The following is a 19,274-nucleotide window of genomic DNA, read 5'->3' as shown; positions in this document are numbered from 1 at the left end:
GACGGTTGACCTAAACGTTGCCGCGGCGGAGCAGCTTGCCGCCGGGGTTCTGGCCGTCGATCACGGAGCCGCGCAGGTAGGTCTTGCGGACGACGCCGGCCAGGGGACGGCCGTCGTACGGGGTGATCGGGTTCTTGTGCTTGAGCTTGCTGACGTCCACAACGAAGGCTTCGTCCGGGGCGAAGACGGAGAAGTCGGCGTCGTAGCCCAGGGCGAGCTGGCCCTTGTTGTGCAGGCGGGCCAACGCGGCGGGCTTCTCAGCCATCCAGGAGACAACTTGTTCCAGCGGGATGCCGCGGTGGCGGGCTTCTGTCCAGATGAGGGACAGGCCCAGCTGCAGCGAGGAAACGCCGCCCCATGCCACGGCGAAGTCGCCATTTTCCAGGTCCTTCAGGTCCAGTGTTGAGGGGGAGTGGTCCGAGACGATGCAGTCGATGGTGCCGTCCTGCAGGCCCTTCCAGAGGAGCTCGCGGTTGGAGGCCTCACGGATGGGCGGGCAGCACTTGTACGCCGTGGCGCCGTCGGGGATTTCTTCGGCCATGAGGGTCAGGTAGTGCGGGCACGTCTCAACGGTGAGGTTGACGCCGTCGCGCTTTGCCGAAGCGATCATCGGCAGCGCGTCGGAGGAGGAGAGGTGCAGGATGTGGGCGCGGGCGCCGGTCCAGCGTGCGCGTTCGATGACCTCGGCGATGGCCTTGTTCTCGGCGCCGCGGGGGCGGGAAGCCAGGAAGGTTTCGTAGTGGTCGCCGCCGGGGTGCGGGGCGCGGTCAATAGCGTGGGAGTCCTCGGCGTGCACGATCATGAGGGAGTCGAAGGACTTGAGCTCAGCCATGTCCTCTTCCATCTCATCTGCGTCCAGGTGCGGGAACTCGTCCACGCCGGAGTGCAGGAGGAAGCACTTGAAGCCGAAAACGCCTTCGTCGTGCAGCGGGCGGAGGTCGGCCTTGTTGCCCGGGATGGCACCGCCCCAGAATCCGACGTCCACGAAAGCCTGGTCCTTGGCGACCACGCGCTTTTGCTCCAGGCCGTCCACGGTGGTGGTGGGCGGGATGCTGTTCAGCGGCATGTCGATGATGGTGGTCACGCCACCGGCAGCTGCGGCACGGGTGGCGGAGGCGAAGCCTTCCCACTCGGTGCGGCCGGGCTCGTTGACGTGGACGTGGGTGTCCACCAGGCCTGGGATGAGGGTTTCGTCGTCTGCGAGTTCGATGACCTCGTTGCCCGTCAGGCCGTTGCCCAAGGGTTCGATGGCGACGATGATGCCATCGCGGATGCCGACTTCGCGGGCTGCGATACCGGCGGTGGTCAAGATGCGCTGGCCCCGGATAACGAGGTCATAGGCGCCGATTGCTTCAGACATTGAGGTACTCCTTGTTTTCGGTCCGTTCCGCCAGGTACACGCCTATGTGCTTACCTAATTGTTCAAGCAACGGACCTGCTTCAGCGATACATTTTTGGACATCTTTTTCCAGATCGGTCAGTGCATGGACCGTGTGGAAGCCGGCATCCGTGAGTTGTTCCCGGCTCAGGGTACTCCGCCCGCACACTGCGATCACGGGAACCCCGTTCCTCTGTGCCGCGCGGGAGACACCCATGGGGGTCTTGCCGAGCAGGCTTTGCTCGTCCAGGCTGCCTTCTCCGGTGATCACCAGATCGGCGCCCTTGAGCCGCTGCTCGAGTTCAGTGAATTCAAGCACGACGTCGATGCCCGGCCGCCGCTCTGCCTTCAGCGCCGCGATGGCAATGTAGCCAACGCCGCCTGCTGCTCCAGCGCCTTCTGCCTTGGCAGCAAATTTGGCATGCTGGCCGGTTGTGGCGGAGAGGACGTCCACGAAGTGGCTCAGCGCCGCATCGAGCGAGGTGACGTCGTCCGGCGTCGCGCCCTTCTGCGGACCGAAGATGGCTGGGGCTCCGCTGGCCCCCAAAAGGGGATTGTCGACGTCGGACGCCAACACGAACTCCGTTGCCTCAACGCGGACGTCGAAGTTGGAGAAGTCGATGCTGTTCAGCTGTGCCAAGGCGGCACCACCGCCGGGGAGCTCGTTGCCGTTCTCGTCCAGGAAGACGGCGCCGAGGCCCTGCAGGACTCCTGCGCCGGCATCGGTGTTGGCGCTTCCGCCGACACCCAGGATGATCTTGCGGCAGCCGAGGTCCAGCGCGGCGCGGATGAGTTCGCCCGTGCCGATGCTGGTTGCGGTCTTTGCGGTTTCGCTCGTGGGGCCGTCCGGGAGGAGGGCGAGACGGGAAGCCGCCGCCATTTCGATGACAGCTTCCTGGTCCCGCACCGCGAAGTCGGCCTTCACTGGCTCGCCGAGCGGGCCGGTGACGGTGGTGGTCCGGCGGGTGAAGCCGGAGCCGATGGCGGCGTCGATGGTTCCTTCGCCGCCGTCGGCCACCGGAATGCGTGTTGCTTCTATGCCGTGGCCGAACCCCGCCAGCAGCCCTGTTGCCAGGTGCTTGGCGACGTCGGGCGCGGACAGCGAGCCCTTGAATTTGTCCGGGGCGATGACAACACGCATTCCGGTGCCTCCTTACTGTTGTTGTGCCGGCAGACGCTTACGCTCTGGTCAGGATCGCGGTGGGTGCGTCCGCCGCGGTCTCTGCCAACTCTTCGAACTCGTTCACGCCGTTGATCTCAACGCCCATGGAGATGTTGGTGATCTTTTCCAGGATCACTTCAACAACCACGGGAACCTTGAACTCGCCCATCAGTGCCTTGGCCTTGTCGAAAGCGGCAGGCAGGTCGTTGGGGTCCTCAACGCGGATGGCCTTGACGCCCAAGCCCTCGGCAACCTTGATGTGGTCCACGCCGTAGCCCGCTGCGTTCGCAGAGAGCCCAGTCGAGTTGATGTTCTCGAAGGCCAGGGAAACGTTCTGTTCCATGTTGAAGCCGCGCTGGCTCTGACGGATCAGGCCCAGGTAGCTGTTGTTCACCACAACGTGGATGTACGGCAGGTTGAACTGTGCGCCCACGGCCAGTTCCTCGATCATGAACTGGAAGTCGTAGTCACCGGACAGGGCAACAACGGTGGCGTCCGGGGTTCCACGAACAACGCCCAGAGCAGCGGGAGCGGTCCAGCCCAGCGGGCCGGCCTGGCCGGCGTTGATCCACTTGCGGGCACCGAACACGTGCAGCATCTGTGCGCCAGCGATCTGTGACAGGCCAATGGTGGACACGTAGGTGGTGTCGCGGCCGAAGGCCTTGTTCATCTCCTGGTACACGCGCTGCGGCTTGATGGGCACGTTGTCGAAGTTGGTCTTGCGGTGCAGGGAGCCCTTGCGCTCCTGGCACTCGGCAACCCAACCCGAGTAGTCCGGCAGGGTCTTTGCAGCCTGGCGTTCGCGAGCCAGCTCCAACAGACCGTCCAGCGCCGCACCGGCGTCGGACGCAATGCCCAAGTCCGGGGAGAACACGCGACCGATCTGCGTCGGCTCAATGTCGATGTGCACGAACTTACGGCCGGCCGTGTAGGTGTCCAGGCCGCCGGTGTGGCGGTTGGCCCAACGGTTGCCGATGCCGATCACGAAGTCGCTCTGCAGGAACGTCTCGTTGCCGTAGCGGTGCGAGGTCTGCAGGCCAACCATGCCGGCCATCAGCTGGTGGTCGTCCGGGATGGCGCCCCAGCCCATCAGGGTGGGGATCACGGGAACGTTCAGGATCTCGGCCAGCTCAACCAGCTGTGCCGAAGCGCCGGCGTTGATGATGCCGCCACCGGCAACGATCAGCGGGTGCTTTGCCGCGGTCAGCAGGTCCAAAGCCTTTTCGAGCTGCTTGCGGGAAGCCTTAGGCTTCTCGATGGGCAGGGGCTCGTAGGCATCGATGTCGAACTCGATCTCGGCCATCTGAACGTCGATGGGCAGGTCCAGCAGGACCGGGCCCGGACGACCCGAACGCATCAGCTGGAACGCCTTCTGGAACGCACCGGGAACCTGACCCGGCTCCAGGATGGTCATGGCGAACTTGGTCAACGGCTTGGCGATGGACTCGATGTCCACAGCCTGGAAGTCTTCCTTGTGCAGCTTGGCAACGGGTGCCTGGCCGGTGATGCAGAGCATGGGGATGGAATCAGCCTGGGCTGCGTACAGCCCGGTGATCATGTCCGTGCCAGCGGGGCCCGACGTGCCGATGCAGATGCCGATGTTGCCATCAGCTGCGCGGCTGTAGCCGTCGGCCATGTGGCTGGCGCCTTCAACGTGGCGGGCCAGCGTGTGGCGGATGCCGCCGTGGGCACGCATTGCTGAGTAGAAAGGGTTGATCGCTGCGCCGGGCAGACCGAAAGCTTCGGTTGCGCCTTCCTTTTCCAGGATGGCTACGGCCGCATCAACGGTGCGCATCTTTGCCATGGTGTACTCCTTGTTTTTTGCCCTTACGGGCGAAGTCTGTGGTGTTTTTGGGTGTGGTGAGGGAGCCGCCGTCGTTTAAGTACGACGGCGGGTTCCCTGCTTTTGTTGCTAGGTGCCTTTGGGCGGGTGCTTACTTCCGGCCGCTGAGCTGGAGGACCTGCTTGAAGAGGCCCGAGTGGTCGAGGCCGCCGTCGCCCTGGTTGACGGTTGCGGCGACGAGCTGGGCGACGACTGCGCCGAGCGGGACAGCGACGTTGGCTTCGCGGGCTGCGGAGGTGACGATGCCGAGGTCCTTGTGGTGGAGGGCCAGGCGGAAGCCGGGGTCGAAGTTGCGGTCGAGCATCTTCTGACCCTTCTGGTCGAGGACCTTGGAACCGGCCAAGCCGCCGCCGAGGACCTTCAGTGCTGCGTCGGTGTCTACGCCGTAGGCCTCAAGGAAGGCGATGGCCTCGCCGAGGACCTGGATGTTGACGGCCACGATCAGCTGGTTGGCTGCCTTGACGGTCTGGCCTGAGCCGGACGGGCCGACGTGGACGATGGTCTTGCCCACTGCGTTGAGGACATCCTGTGCTGCCTCGAAGTCTGCCGCTTCGCCGCCGACCATGATGGACAGGACGGCGTCGATTGCGCCCTGTTCGCCGCCGGATACGGGAGCGTCGAGCGGGCGGATGCCGGCTGCTACTGCATCTTCGGAGAGGCGCTTGGCGACATCGGGGCGGATGCTGGATGCGTCGATCCAGAGGGTGCCCTTCTTCGCGTTGGCGAAGACGCCGTCCTTGCCGCTGACAACACCCTCAACATCGGGGGAGTCCGGGACCATGGTGATGACGACGTCGGCGTCCTTGACTGCGTCCGCGATGCTGGTGGCACCCTGGCCGCCTTCGGAGACGAGCTTGTCGATCTTGTCCTGGCTGCGGTTGAATCCGGTGACCGTGTGGCCTGCCTTGACGAGGTTGATGGCCATGGGGAGGCCCATGATTCCGAGTCCGATGACTGCAACGTTGCTCATTGTGGTTCTCTTTCTGAAAGTCTTTTTTAGCTCAGGTGTGCTGTTTGGTGAGTCAGCCGCTGTGGCGGGTGCCGCCGTCGTGCGTTAGTTGGCGTTGGCGCGCTGGCGGATGGCCCAGCTGAAGGCTGATTCCTGCGGTTCCTTGTACTCGAGGCCGATGTAGCCGTCGTAGCCGAGTTCGCGGCTGCGGGCGATCCATTCGCCGAGGGGGAGGGTGCCGGTTCCGGGGGCGCCGCGGCCGGGGTTGTCGGCGATCTGGATGTGGCCGAAGTCCTTGGCGTGGTTCTCGATGACGGATTCGACGTCGTCGCCGTTGACTGCCAAGTGGTAGAAGTCGGCGAGGAGCTTGATGTTCTGTGCGCCGGATTCTGCCTTGACGCGGGCGATGACTTTGAGTGCGTCTTCAGCCGTGAGGAGCGGGTACTTGGGTGCGCCGCTCACGGGTTCGAGGAGGACGGTGCCGCCGATGCGGGCGACGCCTTCCGCTGCTGCGGCGAGGTTCTTTGCTGCGAGTTCGTCCTGCTCTTCAGGGGTGAACTCGTCCTGGCGGTTGCCGTAGAGGGCGTTGAAGGCCTTGCAGCCAAGGCGCTCACCGATGCCGGCTACGACGTCGATGTTGTCCTTGAACTCGGAGCAACGTCCCTTCCAGGACACCAGGCCGCGGTCGCCGCCGGGCATGTTGCCAGCGTTGAAGTTCAAACCCGTGAGCTGAACGCCGGCGTCCTTGATGGCTGTTTCAAACTCGGTTACTTGTGCGTCGGTGGGGACGGAGGTTTCGAAGGGCCACCAGAACTCGACGGCGTCAAAACCGGCTGCCTTCGCGGCGGCGGGGCGCTCGAGCAAGGGCAGCTCCGTCAGGAGGATGGAGCAGTTCACTGTGTACGTCATCGTAGGTCCTTCCGAGGAGGGGCTTGGATCTATCTTCCGGGTTGCTTGGCTGCTGCCTTGGTATTTGGCTTCAGTTTCCGCTTTGTGGAATTTAGATTCTGCTTTATGAAAAGTTTAGGGAAGGTGGGGGTGTGAGTCAAGGGGGCGGGTGGGGAGGTGGGGGTTTGGGAAACCGACGTGCGCTCAGGTTCCTTGTTGACCCCGACCTGGCGACGAGGAGCGGGAGGTCGAGCGCTGCTGCTAGGGCTAGAAGGGCGGAAGCAAATAATCGTCGGCAAAAGCCTGCCACTTCGGCCGACGATGCGCTTGGGATGGGGATGCCTCCATACGTCGGCGTATCCGTTTCGTGGACATACCTACGTACACCCGCAGCCTTAGGCGGGCTACCCCAGCAAAATTCGGCCCATTGGTCGGCCCATGGATAGCTTTTTCTCCCCTTTTGCCCGAGTGCCGCCGCCCAGTCAAGGGAGAGCAACGGGAACTATCTTCCTTCAAGGTGGCCGTCGGAGCGAATGTGGAGCGCAGCGCAAACGAGTAGCTCGTCTATTATGGCTAGGAGTTGGTGGATTGAACGAGGCCAAGTTACGTTGCTAAGTCCTCTTCCAAGCGTTGGTTATGCGACGGTCCGCCGAAATGATGTATGGCAGACGCGCTGCACGGATGCCCCTGAGTTGGCCGAAAAACTCCCTCTGGTTCGTTACTATGAAATTCCGTTGATTTTTACACGATATAGCCACGACCAAAAGGGCAAGGGTAATGCAATGAAGCTCGTCAGTTTGCAGCTGTGCAACTTTCAGTCATTTGGCGCGTCAGCTGAAGTGCTAGAATTTGCGAATCTTACATATTTACTGGGACCAAATGGGTCCGGAAAGACTGCGCTCCTTCAGGCCCTCGCTCGAATGTTCGGTGTCGAATCGTCCCTGCGGCGTGTGCGTGCCGACGACTTCCACGTCACGGTGTCCGAGCAGGGCTTGCGGTCCCGTGCTACTTCCCTCTGGATTGAGGCTGAGTTCGCTTTTCCTCAGCTCGGCGGGGAAGGTACCTACGATGGTGCTGTACCTCCAAACTTTCGCCATATCCTCTTGGATGAACCTGAGGGAACTGCTTATATGCGTATCCGTCTCAGTGCCACCATTGCCGATGATGGTGAGGTAGAGCAGGAATTGGCCTACGTAGCCGCGTACGATAGTTCCGGCATGCCTACAAGTACATACCGAATGCACCGAGACGACCGGGCATTGATCCAAGTTCACTATTTGCCTGCACGCCGTGACCCGGCCGACCACATAGCTTTTGGTACAGGTGCGCTAATGGGGAAGCTTTTGAAGTCAGCGGACTGGGATAGTCAACGCGCTGAGATCTCGACTCTGACGGACCAGCTTAATGCTTCACTTTCAGGAAGCGGACCAATTGCCGATGTCACGAAATATCTAACGAAATATTGGAGTGCTCTCCACCAGAGCGACTTCCATAAGGAAGTTCAGGTCTCCTTTGCTGGAAACAGTCTTGAAGACCTATTTCGTTACTTAACCATCGGATTCGGTCCAGGTCATTCAACCGAACCGCTGGACTACTCCTTGCTGAGTGACGGTCAAAAATCCTTGCTATACCTTTCCCTTGTGCTAACTTTGCACGGCATCGGTCAGTCAATCACCGCAGATGAAGAACCGCACTTTGATCTAAGTAAGCTGCGTCCGCCCATATTCACATTCTTGGCAGTGGAGGAACCGGAGAATAGCTTGTCGCCTCACTATCTGGGTCGCGTGATTCAAGTGTTGCGAGAGTTTTCAAGTCAAGAAGACGGCCAATGCGCAATTGCAACTCACTCAGCCTCGATGCTCCGACGGACCCCGCCGGAAGACATCCGCTACCTTCGCCTGAGTGAGAAGAGAGCAACAAAAATATCGCATATTGTGATGCCGAAAAACACCGATGAAGGCTATAAGTTTGTTCGCGAAGCCGTCCAAGCATTTCCCGAGCTGTACTTCTCGCGTCTAGTCGTGCTGGGGGAGGGGGATAGCGAGGAGATAGTTCTTCCCCGACTACTGCAGGCTCATGGGGTCGCCGTCGATGATGCATCCGTTTCAGTAGTTCCCCTAGGCGGTAAGCACGTCAATCACTTCTGGCGGCTGCTGGATGGACTCGGCATCCCTTACCTAACCCTGCTCGACTTGGACTTGGGCCGTAACGGAGGCGGGTGGGGCCGTCTAAAAACCGCACTGGCATACTTGGAGCTTTATCCCGGTCAAAATGCCGGTCAAGGTATTCCAACTCTAGATCCATTTCCTTCATGGAACAGCGCGGACAATCTTCGCAAAAGCGATAAGGGGCAGGCTCTGCTCGCCTCGCTTGAAGGGGCAGGGGTCTTCTTCTCTGAACCCCTTGACCTCGATTTCTCTATGCTTATGGCGTTCCCAAACGAATATGGTGCTCTGTCAGCAGGTCAAGCGCGGGCGACGACCAATGTCGTAAGCAGCGTCTTGGGCGGCTCTCATGGTGATGATCAGCAGTATTCTGCGGAGGAGCAGAAGGCCTTTCACCGCTATCACGGGTTGTTCAAACTTGGCAGCAAGCCGGCCGCTCATCTCGAAGCTTTGTCGGCATTGGAGGACAGCGCCATATTGACATCCGCACCCCAGAGCTATCTGCGCCTGGTTGCTGGTGTAATGGACAAGCTAAGGGGACTACCGGAGTGATGAAGGTGGAACAGTGGGCTCCTGTAGCTGGGTTGGTTCTGGAACCGAATGCACTGGAAGCAGTACGTGAGTCAGGTCGGAACGTCCTGCTGTCTGCTGGTCCAGGAGCTGGTAAGACCGAAGTATTGGCACAGCGAGCAGATTTTCTGCTTAGAACTGGGACTTGTCGGCATCCGCGGAGAATCCTAGCCATCTCGTTTAAGGTTGATGCAGCAAAAAATCTGCGACAACGGGTCAATGCGCGGTCTGGGAAGCAGCTCGGATCGCGGCTTGAGAGCGTGACATTTCATGCCTTTGCGAAGCGCATAATTGACCAATTCAGGCCGCTACTGACTGGTTCCGATGCTCTCGGTCCTGATTACTCGATCAGTGATCAACGAGTCGAAGGATCTTCAATAACCTTTGCCGACATAATCCCCTTGGCTATCCAGATTGTCAATTCGAGTCAAGTTGTTCAAAATGCTCTGCGCCAAACATATAGTCACGTATTTCTCGATGAGTTTCAAGATTGCACTCGCGATCAATATGCCCTTATAAGTGTCATATTTCGTAATACTGAATCAATAATCACCGCAGTCGGTGATAAGAAGCAGACTATAATGTATTTTGCCGGGGCATTGCGAGGTGTGTTTGATCAATATTTGGACGATTTTCATGCCCGAGACCTTCCTTTGTACCAGAACTACCGGTCGTTAACTCGCCTTCGTCGAATGCAGAATGACATTGTCAAGGTCATTGATCCTCCAGCGGCATTGGCGGATAGCGAAGTCGTCGGCGATGAAGGTATAGTCGAGGCCTTCAGCTTCGATGATCCTCAGGCTGAGGCATCTTGGATTGCCAATGAGGTAGATGCTGCAATCTCAATAATTGGCCTGGAACCTCATGATATTGCCGTTCTCGTGGCAAAGCAAAGCAATCTCTATGCCATTGAACTCAAGAAGGAACTTACACACCGGCAGATTCCTTTCCGGGATGAGGCTGAACTGCAGGACCTCGCGGCCGAGCCCGTAGTAAGGCTGATAATTGACTTCTTGACGGTTGTGCTAGGTAAACGCGAACCTGCTGCGTTCCACGCTCTTATGGATGCATTGATCCAAGATCAAGAGCATAAGGATAGCTTCATGGATCGAAGGGAGTGGTTGGTATTCATCGAGGCATCAAGGGTTCGGTTAGCTGAATCAGCTCCCAGCGCTCGCTATGATGATTTGAGAGATGTTGTCTTTGAGCTTCTTGATAGGGCGGGCTTGGAATTTCTTAGGAGCTTATCACCGTCATATGAGAATGGTCCGTACGTCACTCAGAAGGTCAAGGAAACGCTTGATCAGTTATCGAAGATGATTGACGGAGGAATGGACGCTGAGTCAGCAATCAGACGTTTTTCTGATGATTCCGCTGTGCGAATACTTACGATTCATAAGTGCAAGGGTCTCGAGTTTGATACTGTTTTCATGCTCGCTATTGAAGATCAGATGTTCTGGGGCGATCTTGAAGATGAGAGGCAAACATTCTTCGTAGGAATATCTCGAGCGAAACGTCGGCTGACGTTGACTATTGCTCATCATCGACCAAGGCCTGCGGGATTTCGCGGTCGCTGGTCAGAGGGGCGTACGCAGCAAGATGAGTTCATCGGGTATGCCCTTGCATCGCGAGCCTAGCCCGTATGAACCAAATAAGTTTCTCCCATCGGCCGCAGGTAAGTGCCACCCGGAAAGTCGAGGCGTTGGAGGTACTATCTAGCGCCTCACGCCATTTCGTCCACAGGCTGTGAGAGGCTGGCGATGGTCGTACCTCTCTCTGGTGCTGCGCTTAGCTGGGACACGGGAGAGGCATTACGCCACGGACCAACGTCACTGCTCGCGGAAGGACAAACGAATGGCTCGGCCGACAGTTCAGGACGTCGCCAGGACGGCGGGTGTGTCCGTGGGGACGGTGTCGCGTGTTCTGAACGGGAGTTCGGCTGTCAGCGCGTCGGCCAAGGAGAAGGTCAACGCCGCCATCAAGGAGCTCAGCTATCGTCCTCTTGCTTCGGCGAGGGATCTCCGAAGAGACCGCACCATGCGCGTCCTCGCCCTCGCCAAGAACTTGGACTCCCTTGTCATCAGTGAAGTCTTTCGCGGCGTAGGAGACGCTGCGGCGGACTCTGGCTACGTCAGCCTCATTGCTGCCACGGACGGTGACCTTGATCGCGAGCAGCAGCTCGTGGACATGCTGAGGAACGGCTCCGTGGACGGACTGGTGATCTTCTCGCCAACGATGCCGGACGATGACGTCAACACGGTCGCGGAGCAAATGAGCGTTGTCCAGGTCTGTGAAATCGTCGACGCTGAGGCAGCATTCGGGGTGTCCATCGATGACCGCCAAGCCGCCTACGACATCACCAAACATCTGATCGACACGGGAGCCAAGAAGCTGGCTATGCTCGCGCATAGGGGTGCCCGCTCGGGCCGGCTCCGGGAAGAGGGCTTCCGCCAAGCGCTCAGGGTGCAAGGCCTGGAGCCGGACCAGATCCTGTTCGGCGAAGGCAACTTCGGCTTCTACGCCGGCCGTACGCTCGCCAAGAAGCTTCTCAAATCAAAAGACCTCCCGGACGCCGTCTTCTGCGGGACCGACGTCGTCGCTGCCGGGTGCGTTCGGGAACTCACGGATGCCGGACTCAGAGTTCCACAAGACATCGCCGTCGCAGGCTTCGATGACTCGGCTCAGGCGGAAATGTGCGTTCCGGAGCTGACCACAGTCCGCCAACCCGCCTACGAAATGGGCCGTGTAGCCTTCGCTGAACTCCTGGAACGGATGACCGTCGAGGGTTCGCATCGCAAGGGAAGAACCTTCCTCCCGCACGAACTCGTCATCCGAGACTCCACGAAATAAAGAGGGTTGACAGCCGTCAGTGGTCCCTGTCACACTACTTTGGAATCGATTCCACGGCCGCAAGGTCGATTCTTTTGAACATATTTGGAATCGATTCCACGAACCACATGCACCACCGGCAAAGAAGCCACCCTCAGCACGCGGGACAGCCCAAACGCGCACTGAACGCCACTCACCCACAGCCACCAAAGGAGCCACTTGTGGACTTGAACCGACCTGCTCTCCCGCTCCAGAACAAAGCAACGCCCCGAAACGGCAAGGCCCTAGCCGCAACCGCAATAGCAGCCACCCTCCTCCTCAGCGCGTGCGGCGGGGGAACCGCACCCCAAGGTGCCGAGCAAGCGGCAGCTGCCGATCCGGCGTCGGGCGCTAATGCCAGCGGTGCCGTGAACATCTGCGGCGTCAAGGACGCGAGCGGCATCTACAAGGGCACAGCGGAGGCGTTCACGAAGGCGAACGGCAAGGTCACGGCCAAGTACACCGAGATCGGCGCCACCACGGATGAAGCCCGCACGCAGATCGTGCAGCGGCTCGAAGGCAAGTCCACGGAGTGCGACCTCTTTGTCACGGACGTCATCTGGACCTCCGAGTTCGCCTCGCAGGGCTGGCTGCTGGACCAGACAAAGTTGGTGGAAGCCAACAAGGGCCGGCTCATTCCCTCCACTGTGGAAACCACCAAGTACCAGGACAAGTACTGGGGCTCGCCGTTCTTCACCAACGCCGGGTTGATCTACTACCAGAAGGACAAGGTGGCCAAGCCCGAGTCCTGGCAGCAGCTCTACGCAGAAGCCGCCAAGGCTCCCGGCAACGGCTACGTCTACCAGGGCAAGCAGTACGAGGGCCTCACGGTGAACTTCCTCGAAATGCTCTACAGCGCAGGCGGTGAAGTCCTCAACGACCAAGGCGACGTCAAAATCGACTCCAAGGAAACCCGCGACGTCCTCAACTTCATGAGCGACGGCCTCAAGAACGGCTCAGCCGACCGCGCCGTCCTCACCTACAACGAAGACCCGGCCCGCCTCGCCTACGAGTCCGGCGACTTCGGATACCAGCGCAACTGGCCGCACGTCTACCGCCTGCTCAATGCAACACCGCTCGCGTCCAGCTTCGCGGTTGCGCCGCTGCCGGCATGGGAAGGCGGCAAGGCCTCCGGCGTGCTCGGCGGCTGGAACCTCGCGATCTCGGCCCACTCCACCAACGAGGCCGGGGCTGTCGCGTTCATCGACTTCGCCACCACCCCGGACTGGCAGAAGCACGTGGCCATGGACTACTCCCAGGCACCCGTAAACGAAGCTGCCTACTCGGACCCGGCCGTTCTGCAGAAGATGCCGTTCGCCACCGAACTCCTCGCCTCGGTGAAGGGTGCCAAGCCGCGACCGATCTCCCCGGTCTACCCGCAGATCTCGCAGGCGATCTACAAGAACGTCTACGCCGTCCTCTCCGGCACCGCCACCACTGAGGAAGCCGTGCAGAAGATGGCCGAGGAAATCACCACCGCCAAGGCGAGCTTCTAGTCATGGCCATCAAAACAATCCCGGCAAGCCGCGGCCCAGCGAAGACAAGCGGCCGCGACCGCGCCGAACGAAAGCTCGCCTTCCGCATGACCGCGCCGTCGCTGGTCATCATGGCGCTGGTCGCGGCAGTCCCCATCGGCTACGCGATCTGGCTCTCGCTGAACCAGTACAGCGTCCGCACCGCCGGCCTGTCTCGTTTCGTCGGCCTGGAAAACTACATCAACGCCCTGGCAAGCCAAGAGTGGTGGGCGGCGTTCGGCCAGACGTTCCTCTTCGCAGGTTTGTCGGTCAGCTTGGAACTCGTCCTCGGCACGGCCATGGCGCTCCTGCTCAACCTCGCGTTCAAGGGCCGGGCCGTCCTGCGCACCGTGGTTCTGCTGCCGTACGCGATCATCACCGTGGTCAGCGCCATCACCTGGCAGACGATGTTCCAGCCCAACATGGGCCTGGTCACCAACGTCCTCTCCGCACTGGGGCTGCCGGGCGGCGACGTCGTCTGGCTCGGTGAGCACGGCTATGCGATGGCCGTGATCGTCATGGCCGACGTCTGGAAGACCACGCCCTTCGCGGCGCTCATCATCCTGGCCGGACTGCAGGTCATCTCCGCCGAAACGTACGAGGCCGCGGAACTCGACGGCGCCAGCAAATGGCAGACCTTCGTCAACATCACCCTGCCGCTGTTGCGTCCGGCGATCGTCCTCGCCGCGATCTTCCGCACCATGGATGCCCTCCGCGTCTTCGACCTGCCGTTCGTGCTCACCCGCGGCGCCAACGGCACCGAATCCATGTCCATGCTCGCCTACACCCAACTGCGCGAAAACCGGCTGGTGGGCGAAGGCTCGGCGCTGTCCATCCTGACCTTCCTTACCGTCATGGTGGTCTCGGTCATCTACGTCCGCTTCGCCGGCGGCAACATCCGCGACGTCGCGAAGGAGGAACAATGAGCACGCTGATTGCAGAACGCCCGACGGCGGAACTCACCACCGGGCGCAAGGCGCCGAAGCGTCGCTTGCGTGGGGAATCGAAACTGCATCCCCTGGTGTGGGTGTTCGTGGTGGCCGTCATGGCTTTCTCGCTCATCCCGTTCTACTGGCTCGTCAACACCTCCCTTAAGAAGGGTGCGAGCCTGTCCCAAGGCGAGCTCTTCCCGAGCCAGCCGACCCTCGAGAACTATCTGGTGGTCTTCCAGAACCCCGAGTTCCTCCTGGCCTTGCGCAACTCGGTGATTATCGCCGTCGTGACTACAACGGTGGCGCTGGTGTTCGCGTCCTTCGCCGCCTATGCGCTGGCGAGGCTGAAGATGCGCCGCAAGGCGATGATCCTGACGCTGATCCTCTCGGTCACCACGTTCCCGGCCATCGCCATCGCGGCCCCGATGTTCTCCATCTGGCGCGAGATCGGGCTGTACGACACTCTGCTCGGCCTCATCATCCCGAAGCTGACGTTCGCGTTGCCGCTGGCGATCTACACGCTGACGTCCTTCTTCAAGGAGATCCCGCGTGAGCTGGAGGAATCCGCGTACATGGATGGCGCCACACCGTTCGTCGCCTTCCGCAAGGTGATCCTGCCGCTGGCGGTCCCCGGCTTGGCGACCACGGCGATCCTGGTGTTCATCTCGGTTTGGAATGAATTCCTCCTGGCCGTCACGCTGACCACATCGCCGGAAGCCCGTCCCGTCCCGGTGGCGATTGCCTTCTTCAGCGGCACCAGCGAGTTCGACCAACCCCTCGGCACCATCAGCGCAGCGTCGGTGATCATCACTGTCCCACTCGTGATCCTGGTGCTCGTGTGCCAGAAGCGGATCGTTTCCGGCATGACGGCCGGCGCGGTCAAGGGCTAACCCCAAACCTAGTAACCACAGAAAGAACAGGAACAACGTGAGCATTCAGCAGCAGGCCCCGTCCGCAACCCTCAAGGTGGGAGTTGTGGGCATCGGTTGGGCCGGCCAGCAGCACCTCAAGGCGTACAGCAATATCGACGGCGTCGAAATTGTCGCCGTCGCCGGCATGGAAGCTGATCTTCTTGCCCAGCTGAAGGAGGAATACAGCATCCCCCACGCGTTCGCCCGCTGGGAAGACATGATCGAGCTCGAAGGCCTCGACGCCGTCAGCGTCGCCGTGCCGACGTTCCTGCACGCGCCCATCGCCATTGCCTCGCTCGGGCGCGGACTGCATGTGCTGAGCGAAAAGCCTTTGGCGCGTAACGCCGTCGAGGGTCAGCAGATGGTGGACGCCGCCCGTAAGGCAGGCCGCGTGCTGGACGTCGCGTTCAACCACCGCCGCCGCGGCGACATCCAGGCGCTCAAGGAAGTGATCGATGCCGGCACGCTCGGTCGCCCGTACTACGCCAAGGCATCGTGGCTCCGGCGCCAAGGCATTCCGATGCTGGGCAGCTGGTTCACCAACCCGAAACTCGCCGGCGGCGGTCCGCTGGCTGACATCGGCGTGCACGTCCTGGACTACTCGCTGCACCTCCTGGGCGAGCCCAAGGTTCTGGCCGTCTCGGCGTCCACCCATTCCGAACTCGGCCCGCGCGGCCTCGGCGGCAACGCCCGGTACACGGCGTCGAACTCCAGCCACAAGTTTGAAGTGGAAGACTTCGCCTCCGCGTTCCTCCGGCTGGAAGGCGGCGGGACCCTGATACTGGAAGCGGGCTGGGCCACGTACCGCGACGAGCGGGACCTGATGGACTTCACCGTTTACGGGACCGACGGCGGAGCGGACTTGCGCTCTGTGGGCGCCTCCGAGAACCCGGTGGCGGACGTTCACGTCTTCACGGAGAAGGACGGCGAGAACGCCGACTTTGAGGTGGTGGCCGAACCCGGGCGAGCCCACCAGGCCGTCGTCGACGATTTCATTGCTGCCGTGCGCGGCGGCGAAACTGTATGGGGAAGCCATGATGGTTCACTGGCCCTCAGCCGGGCCCTGGTGCTCGATGCCTGCTACAAATCCGCCCTCGAACAACGTGAAGTGGTGCTCTGAAATGTCTGATGCGAAATTGAAGATTGTCGTCTGGAACGAAGCCGTCCACGAGGCCCGCAACGAGCCCGCCACGATCGGCGAGATGTACCCCGAAGGGATCCACGGCGCCATCGCCGCCGGGCTGCGCGGCTTCTACCCGGACTCCGAAATCACGACGGCGACACTCGCCGATCCCGAACACGGGCTCTCCGAGGAGGTGCTGGAGCAGACCGACGTGCTGCTGTGGTGGGGACACATTGCCCATGGGGAAGTCGCTGATGAGGTGGTGGAGCGCGTGCAGCGCCACGTGCTCGGCGGCATGGGCCTGGTGGTCCTGCACTCCGGGCACTTCGCGAAGATCTTCACTCGGTTGTTGGGGACCACGTGCTCGCTGAAGTGGCGCAACGAGGGCGAACGCGAACTCGTGTGGACGGTCAAGCCGTCGCATCCGATCGCGGCCGGCATTGAGAGCCCCATTGTGATTCCGCAGCAGGAAATGTACGGCGAACTGTTCGACATTCCAGAACCCGACGACCTGATCTTCATCAGCTCGTTCACCGGGGGAGAGGTGTTCCGCTCCGGCGTGACGTTCTCGCGCGGCAAGGGCCGGATCTTCTACTTCAGCCCCGGCGACCAGGAATACCCGGTGTACCACCAGCCGCAGATCCAGAAGGTCATCGCCAACGGGGTTGGCTGGGTGGCGCAGCCCGGCGTTTTCCGGGAAGCGCCCGAGGTCTCCAACCCGGCGCGGGGCTGGTTCGAGGAAGCCTAGCGCAGAGGGCTTCCACTCGTGAATCCTCTGTTCCACACTGGATCTATCTGCTTGTACTGAGCGGTGGATCGGGGCGGGCCGAATCGAGGGAAGGCTATGCAGAAAGCGCGTGTGGCGGCCGTGCTGACCTGGATTTATGCGGCGGCGTTCGGGATTCCTGCGATTCCAGTCAGCATCTACCTCCTCCAAAACGGGTATCTACCAATGTTCATGGACCTGTTCCCGATGTACGCGGGACCGTGGGACGGCCTGGACGGCTGGGTCTTCGTGACGCTGCTGATGGCATTCCTGGTTGTGGTGTTGGTGGCGTCGTGGGCTGCTTGGCTCGCATGGAAGGGACGCCGGTCCGGGCTTATTCTCGGGCTGGCACTCCTACCTGTCGAAGCAGTGTTCTGGCTAGGCTTTGATCTGCCGTTCCCGTGGTTGTTCGGTGTGGCCCGGGGGCTGCTGTACGCGCTCGCTGCGATGTCTTTGCGTCAACGTCCGGAGGGGCGGCTGGTGGCGTAAGTGCGTTCACTCATGCTCTCCCGCGATTAGCCGTTGCCTTCGGCGCAACCCAATAAATCGATCTACTGCGACAGCAATGGCCATCACGACGAGTCCTATTCCGAAGGCGGTCATCGGGCCATATATTGGCCAGAATATAGCGAATGTGAAAGTGATTTATACGCACTCATGAATCGATTGAGGCACCAAGGATTAGCCACCTATAGGTGGGAAATATCACCTACCGGTCCGCTGCGAAAATGTTATCAACTGACAAATGCGGGGTTTGAAGAATTGGAGCATCGGCACGCAACGTGGAAAGAACTCCGAAAATCCTTGCAGCAACTTTTGGATACAGCGTCGTCAAATATTTCGGGGCCAAATTCTCGTGGGGTAGTACCCAGAAAGAGAACGGAATGATGTTCAGATGGAGTCTAAAGGGAGGCTGAGGTGTCATCCATGCCCGCCCACGTCCAACCCCGCACCCACAGCAGCCACAAACGCATCCCTCTCAGTCCCGGCACGTGTGGAGGAACGAGTCAGACAAGGTGGGTGCCACAGCAATTCATTGGTTTTCAACTTTTGCTCCTCGTTGAGTAGATTTCAGTTGTCTGCTTGTTTGGGCGCGAGCATCCGTCCAGACGCTAAGTACGGCACACCCGGTGAGAACGATCAGCCCCGTGATCTGTCGGTCGTCCAAGTACTGGTTAAGGCCTAGTACGCCGACGATCGCAGCCAACGCGGGGTCCAAAGCCGACACCATTGCGAAGGGAAGCGCGCGAAGACGCTTCATGGCGAAAAGTTCCAGAGAAAATGGAATAGCTATGGTCAGCAGTGCCACGACAAGCGCCTGGCCCACCCACCGGTCTGCTGTCTGCAAGTCAGGAACTGGGGTTAGGATCTGCCCTGCTAGAACAACTAGGAACGCGACCCACAAAGCCTTGGATAACACTGCCAGCGGATGGGACGCAGTCGGCATAGTCGTCCCCACCTTGATATAAACGCTCAACAGAATCCCGGTAGCCACGGCCCACAGGATTCCCGCGGGATCCGGTCGGCTGGCGTAGTCCACAATGAGGAAAAGTCCTGCCACGGCGCCCAAAACCGCAAGCCGGACCGCCCGAGGGCGCGTACACAGACAGCCGAGTACCAAGGGGACAATGAATTCAATGGAAACCGCTAGAGACAGCGAAATATGGGAAATTGCTTGATAGAAGCAAAGCTGCATCAATCCCAAAACGACACCGTAGCCGACGATGCGGCGCAGGGATACCACAGCGGAGTATCTTACAAACCAGAGGGCAGGAAGGAGTGCCAAAGCTCCGATTCCTACTCTCAGGCACGTCGCAATTCCTGCGCCAGCAGCTCCAATGAGCCCAACGGCCATACCGTTACCGAGCTGAAGCGCGGCCAGGCTTACGGCCACGGCAGCCACACCCGCCGAGGAAGCCCTTGGCTTCCTCATGTAAACCGCGCGAACGACAAAACCACGGCTGCTGTCCCCCATGCCGCCATAGGCCTATATCCCCCAATACGTCGTACCATCTGCCTGCGTACAAGGGAGCCGCTGCTGTATCAGCACAGAAGTGCTGCGCCGACGGTCCGCCTGTAAACCGAACCCAAGATGCCTGAATGCGCTTACAGGGGCGCGTCGATGCTCCCACTATCGAGTGCGTGCAGCTTGCAGTTCGTGACGCAGCTATCCATGCAAACATGCGAGGACACCGAAGCGTACAA

At 60.5% G+C, this 19,274-nt stretch carries 15 protein-coding genes and 1 pseudogene; 10 read left to right on the top strand and 6 right to left on the bottom strand.

Annotation, left to right across the window (positions count from 1 at the left end):
* Positions 1-10: 10 nt before the first annotated feature.
* The 5 genes and pseudogenes from allB to LDN70_RS17695 form a co-directional block, all read right to left on the bottom strand.
* Positions 11-1,360, bottom strand: a complete 1,350-nt coding sequence (gene allB, locus LDN70_RS17715; RefSeq protein ID WP_223940962.1) for an allantoinase AllB — start codon at positions 1,358-1,360, stop codon at positions 11-13.
* Positions 1,353-2,519, bottom strand: coding sequence for a glycerate kinase (locus LDN70_RS17710; protein ID WP_223940961.1), 1,167 nt, complete (start codon positions 2,517-2,519; stop codon positions 1,353-1,355). Before LDN70_RS17710 ends, allB begins: the two co-directional genes overlap by 8 nt.
* 37 nt (positions 2,520-2,556) lie before the next feature.
* Positions 2,557-4,344 (bottom strand): glyoxylate carboligase, encoded by a 1,788-nt coding sequence (gene gcl / locus LDN70_RS17705; RefSeq protein WP_223940960.1) that lies wholly within the window; start codon positions 4,342-4,344, stop codon positions 2,557-2,559.
* A 130-nt stretch (positions 4,345-4,474) separates the two neighbouring features.
* Positions 4,475-5,359 (bottom strand): annotated as a pseudogene (locus LDN70_RS17700) (2-hydroxy-3-oxopropionate reductase); the annotation flags it as partial.
* 78 nt (positions 5,360-5,437) lie between these two features.
* Positions 5,438-6,241, bottom strand: coding sequence for a hydroxypyruvate isomerase family protein (locus tag LDN70_RS17695; protein WP_089596273.1), 804 nt, complete (start codon positions 6,239-6,241; stop codon positions 5,438-5,440).
* A 671-nt stretch (positions 6,242-6,912) separates the two neighbouring features.
* Here LDN70_RS17695 and LDN70_RS17690 point away from each other — a divergent pair.
* From LDN70_RS17690 to LDN70_RS21270, 10 genes are all read left to right on the top strand, one after another.
* A complete protein-coding gene (locus LDN70_RS17690) occupies positions 6,913-8,937 on the top strand; it encodes an ATP-dependent nuclease (protein ID WP_223940959.1) in 2,025 nt (674 codons plus the stop codon).
* Entirely contained in the window at positions 8,937-10,592 is a 1,656-nt protein-coding gene (locus LDN70_RS17685; protein WP_223942681.1) for a UvrD-helicase domain-containing protein, read from the top strand. Before LDN70_RS17690 ends, LDN70_RS17685 begins: the two co-directional genes overlap by 1 nt.
* A gap of 217 nt (positions 10,593-10,809) precedes the next feature.
* A complete protein-coding gene (locus LDN70_RS17680; RefSeq protein WP_223940958.1) occupies positions 10,810-11,805 on the top strand; it encodes a LacI family DNA-binding transcriptional regulator in 996 nt (331 codons plus the stop codon).
* Between the two features lie 200 nt (positions 11,806-12,005).
* Positions 12,006-13,319, top strand: coding sequence for an ABC transporter substrate-binding protein (locus LDN70_RS17675; RefSeq protein ID WP_223940957.1), 1,314 nt, complete (start codon positions 12,006-12,008; stop codon positions 13,317-13,319).
* Positions 13,320-13,321: 2 nt separating this feature from the next.
* Positions 13,322-14,263, top strand: coding sequence for a carbohydrate ABC transporter permease (locus tag LDN70_RS17670; protein WP_011776119.1), 942 nt, complete (start codon positions 13,322-13,324; stop codon positions 14,261-14,263).
* Entirely contained in the window at positions 14,260-15,159 is a 900-nt protein-coding gene (locus LDN70_RS17665; protein ID WP_011776118.1) for a carbohydrate ABC transporter permease, read from the top strand. Before LDN70_RS17670 ends, LDN70_RS17665 begins: the two co-directional genes overlap by 4 nt.
* Before the next feature lie 37 nt (positions 15,160-15,196).
* Positions 15,197-16,300 (top strand): Gfo/Idh/MocA family protein, encoded by a 1,104-nt coding sequence (locus tag LDN70_RS17660; RefSeq protein ID WP_223940956.1) that lies wholly within the window; start codon positions 15,197-15,199, stop codon positions 16,298-16,300.
* A 1-nt stretch (position 16,301) separates the two neighbouring features.
* Entirely contained in the window at positions 16,302-17,051 is a 750-nt protein-coding gene (locus tag LDN70_RS17655; protein ID WP_223940955.1) for a ThuA domain-containing protein, read from the top strand.
* 96 nt (positions 17,052-17,147) lie between these two features.
* Positions 17,148-17,558, top strand: a complete 411-nt coding sequence (locus LDN70_RS17650; protein WP_223940954.1) for a hypothetical protein — start codon at positions 17,148-17,150, stop codon at positions 17,556-17,558.
* A gap of 168 nt (positions 17,559-17,726) precedes the next feature.
* A complete protein-coding gene (locus tag LDN70_RS21270) occupies positions 17,727-17,957 on the top strand; it encodes a PadR family transcriptional regulator (protein WP_353618940.1) in 231 nt (76 codons plus the stop codon).
* Between the two features lie 145 nt (positions 17,958-18,102).
* Here LDN70_RS21270 and LDN70_RS17640 read toward each other — a convergent pair whose 3' ends face one another.
* A complete protein-coding gene (locus LDN70_RS17640; protein ID WP_223940952.1) occupies positions 18,103-18,813 on the bottom strand; it encodes an EamA family transporter in 711 nt (236 codons plus the stop codon).
* Between the last annotated feature and the right edge of the window lie 461 nt (positions 18,814-19,274).

This window comes from Arthrobacter sp. StoSoilB22, from assembly GCF_019977315.1.
Taxonomy (GTDB): domain Bacteria; phylum Actinomycetota; class Actinomycetes; order Actinomycetales; family Micrococcaceae; genus Arthrobacter.
This window is presented reverse-complemented; position numbering and strand designations above follow the sequence as displayed.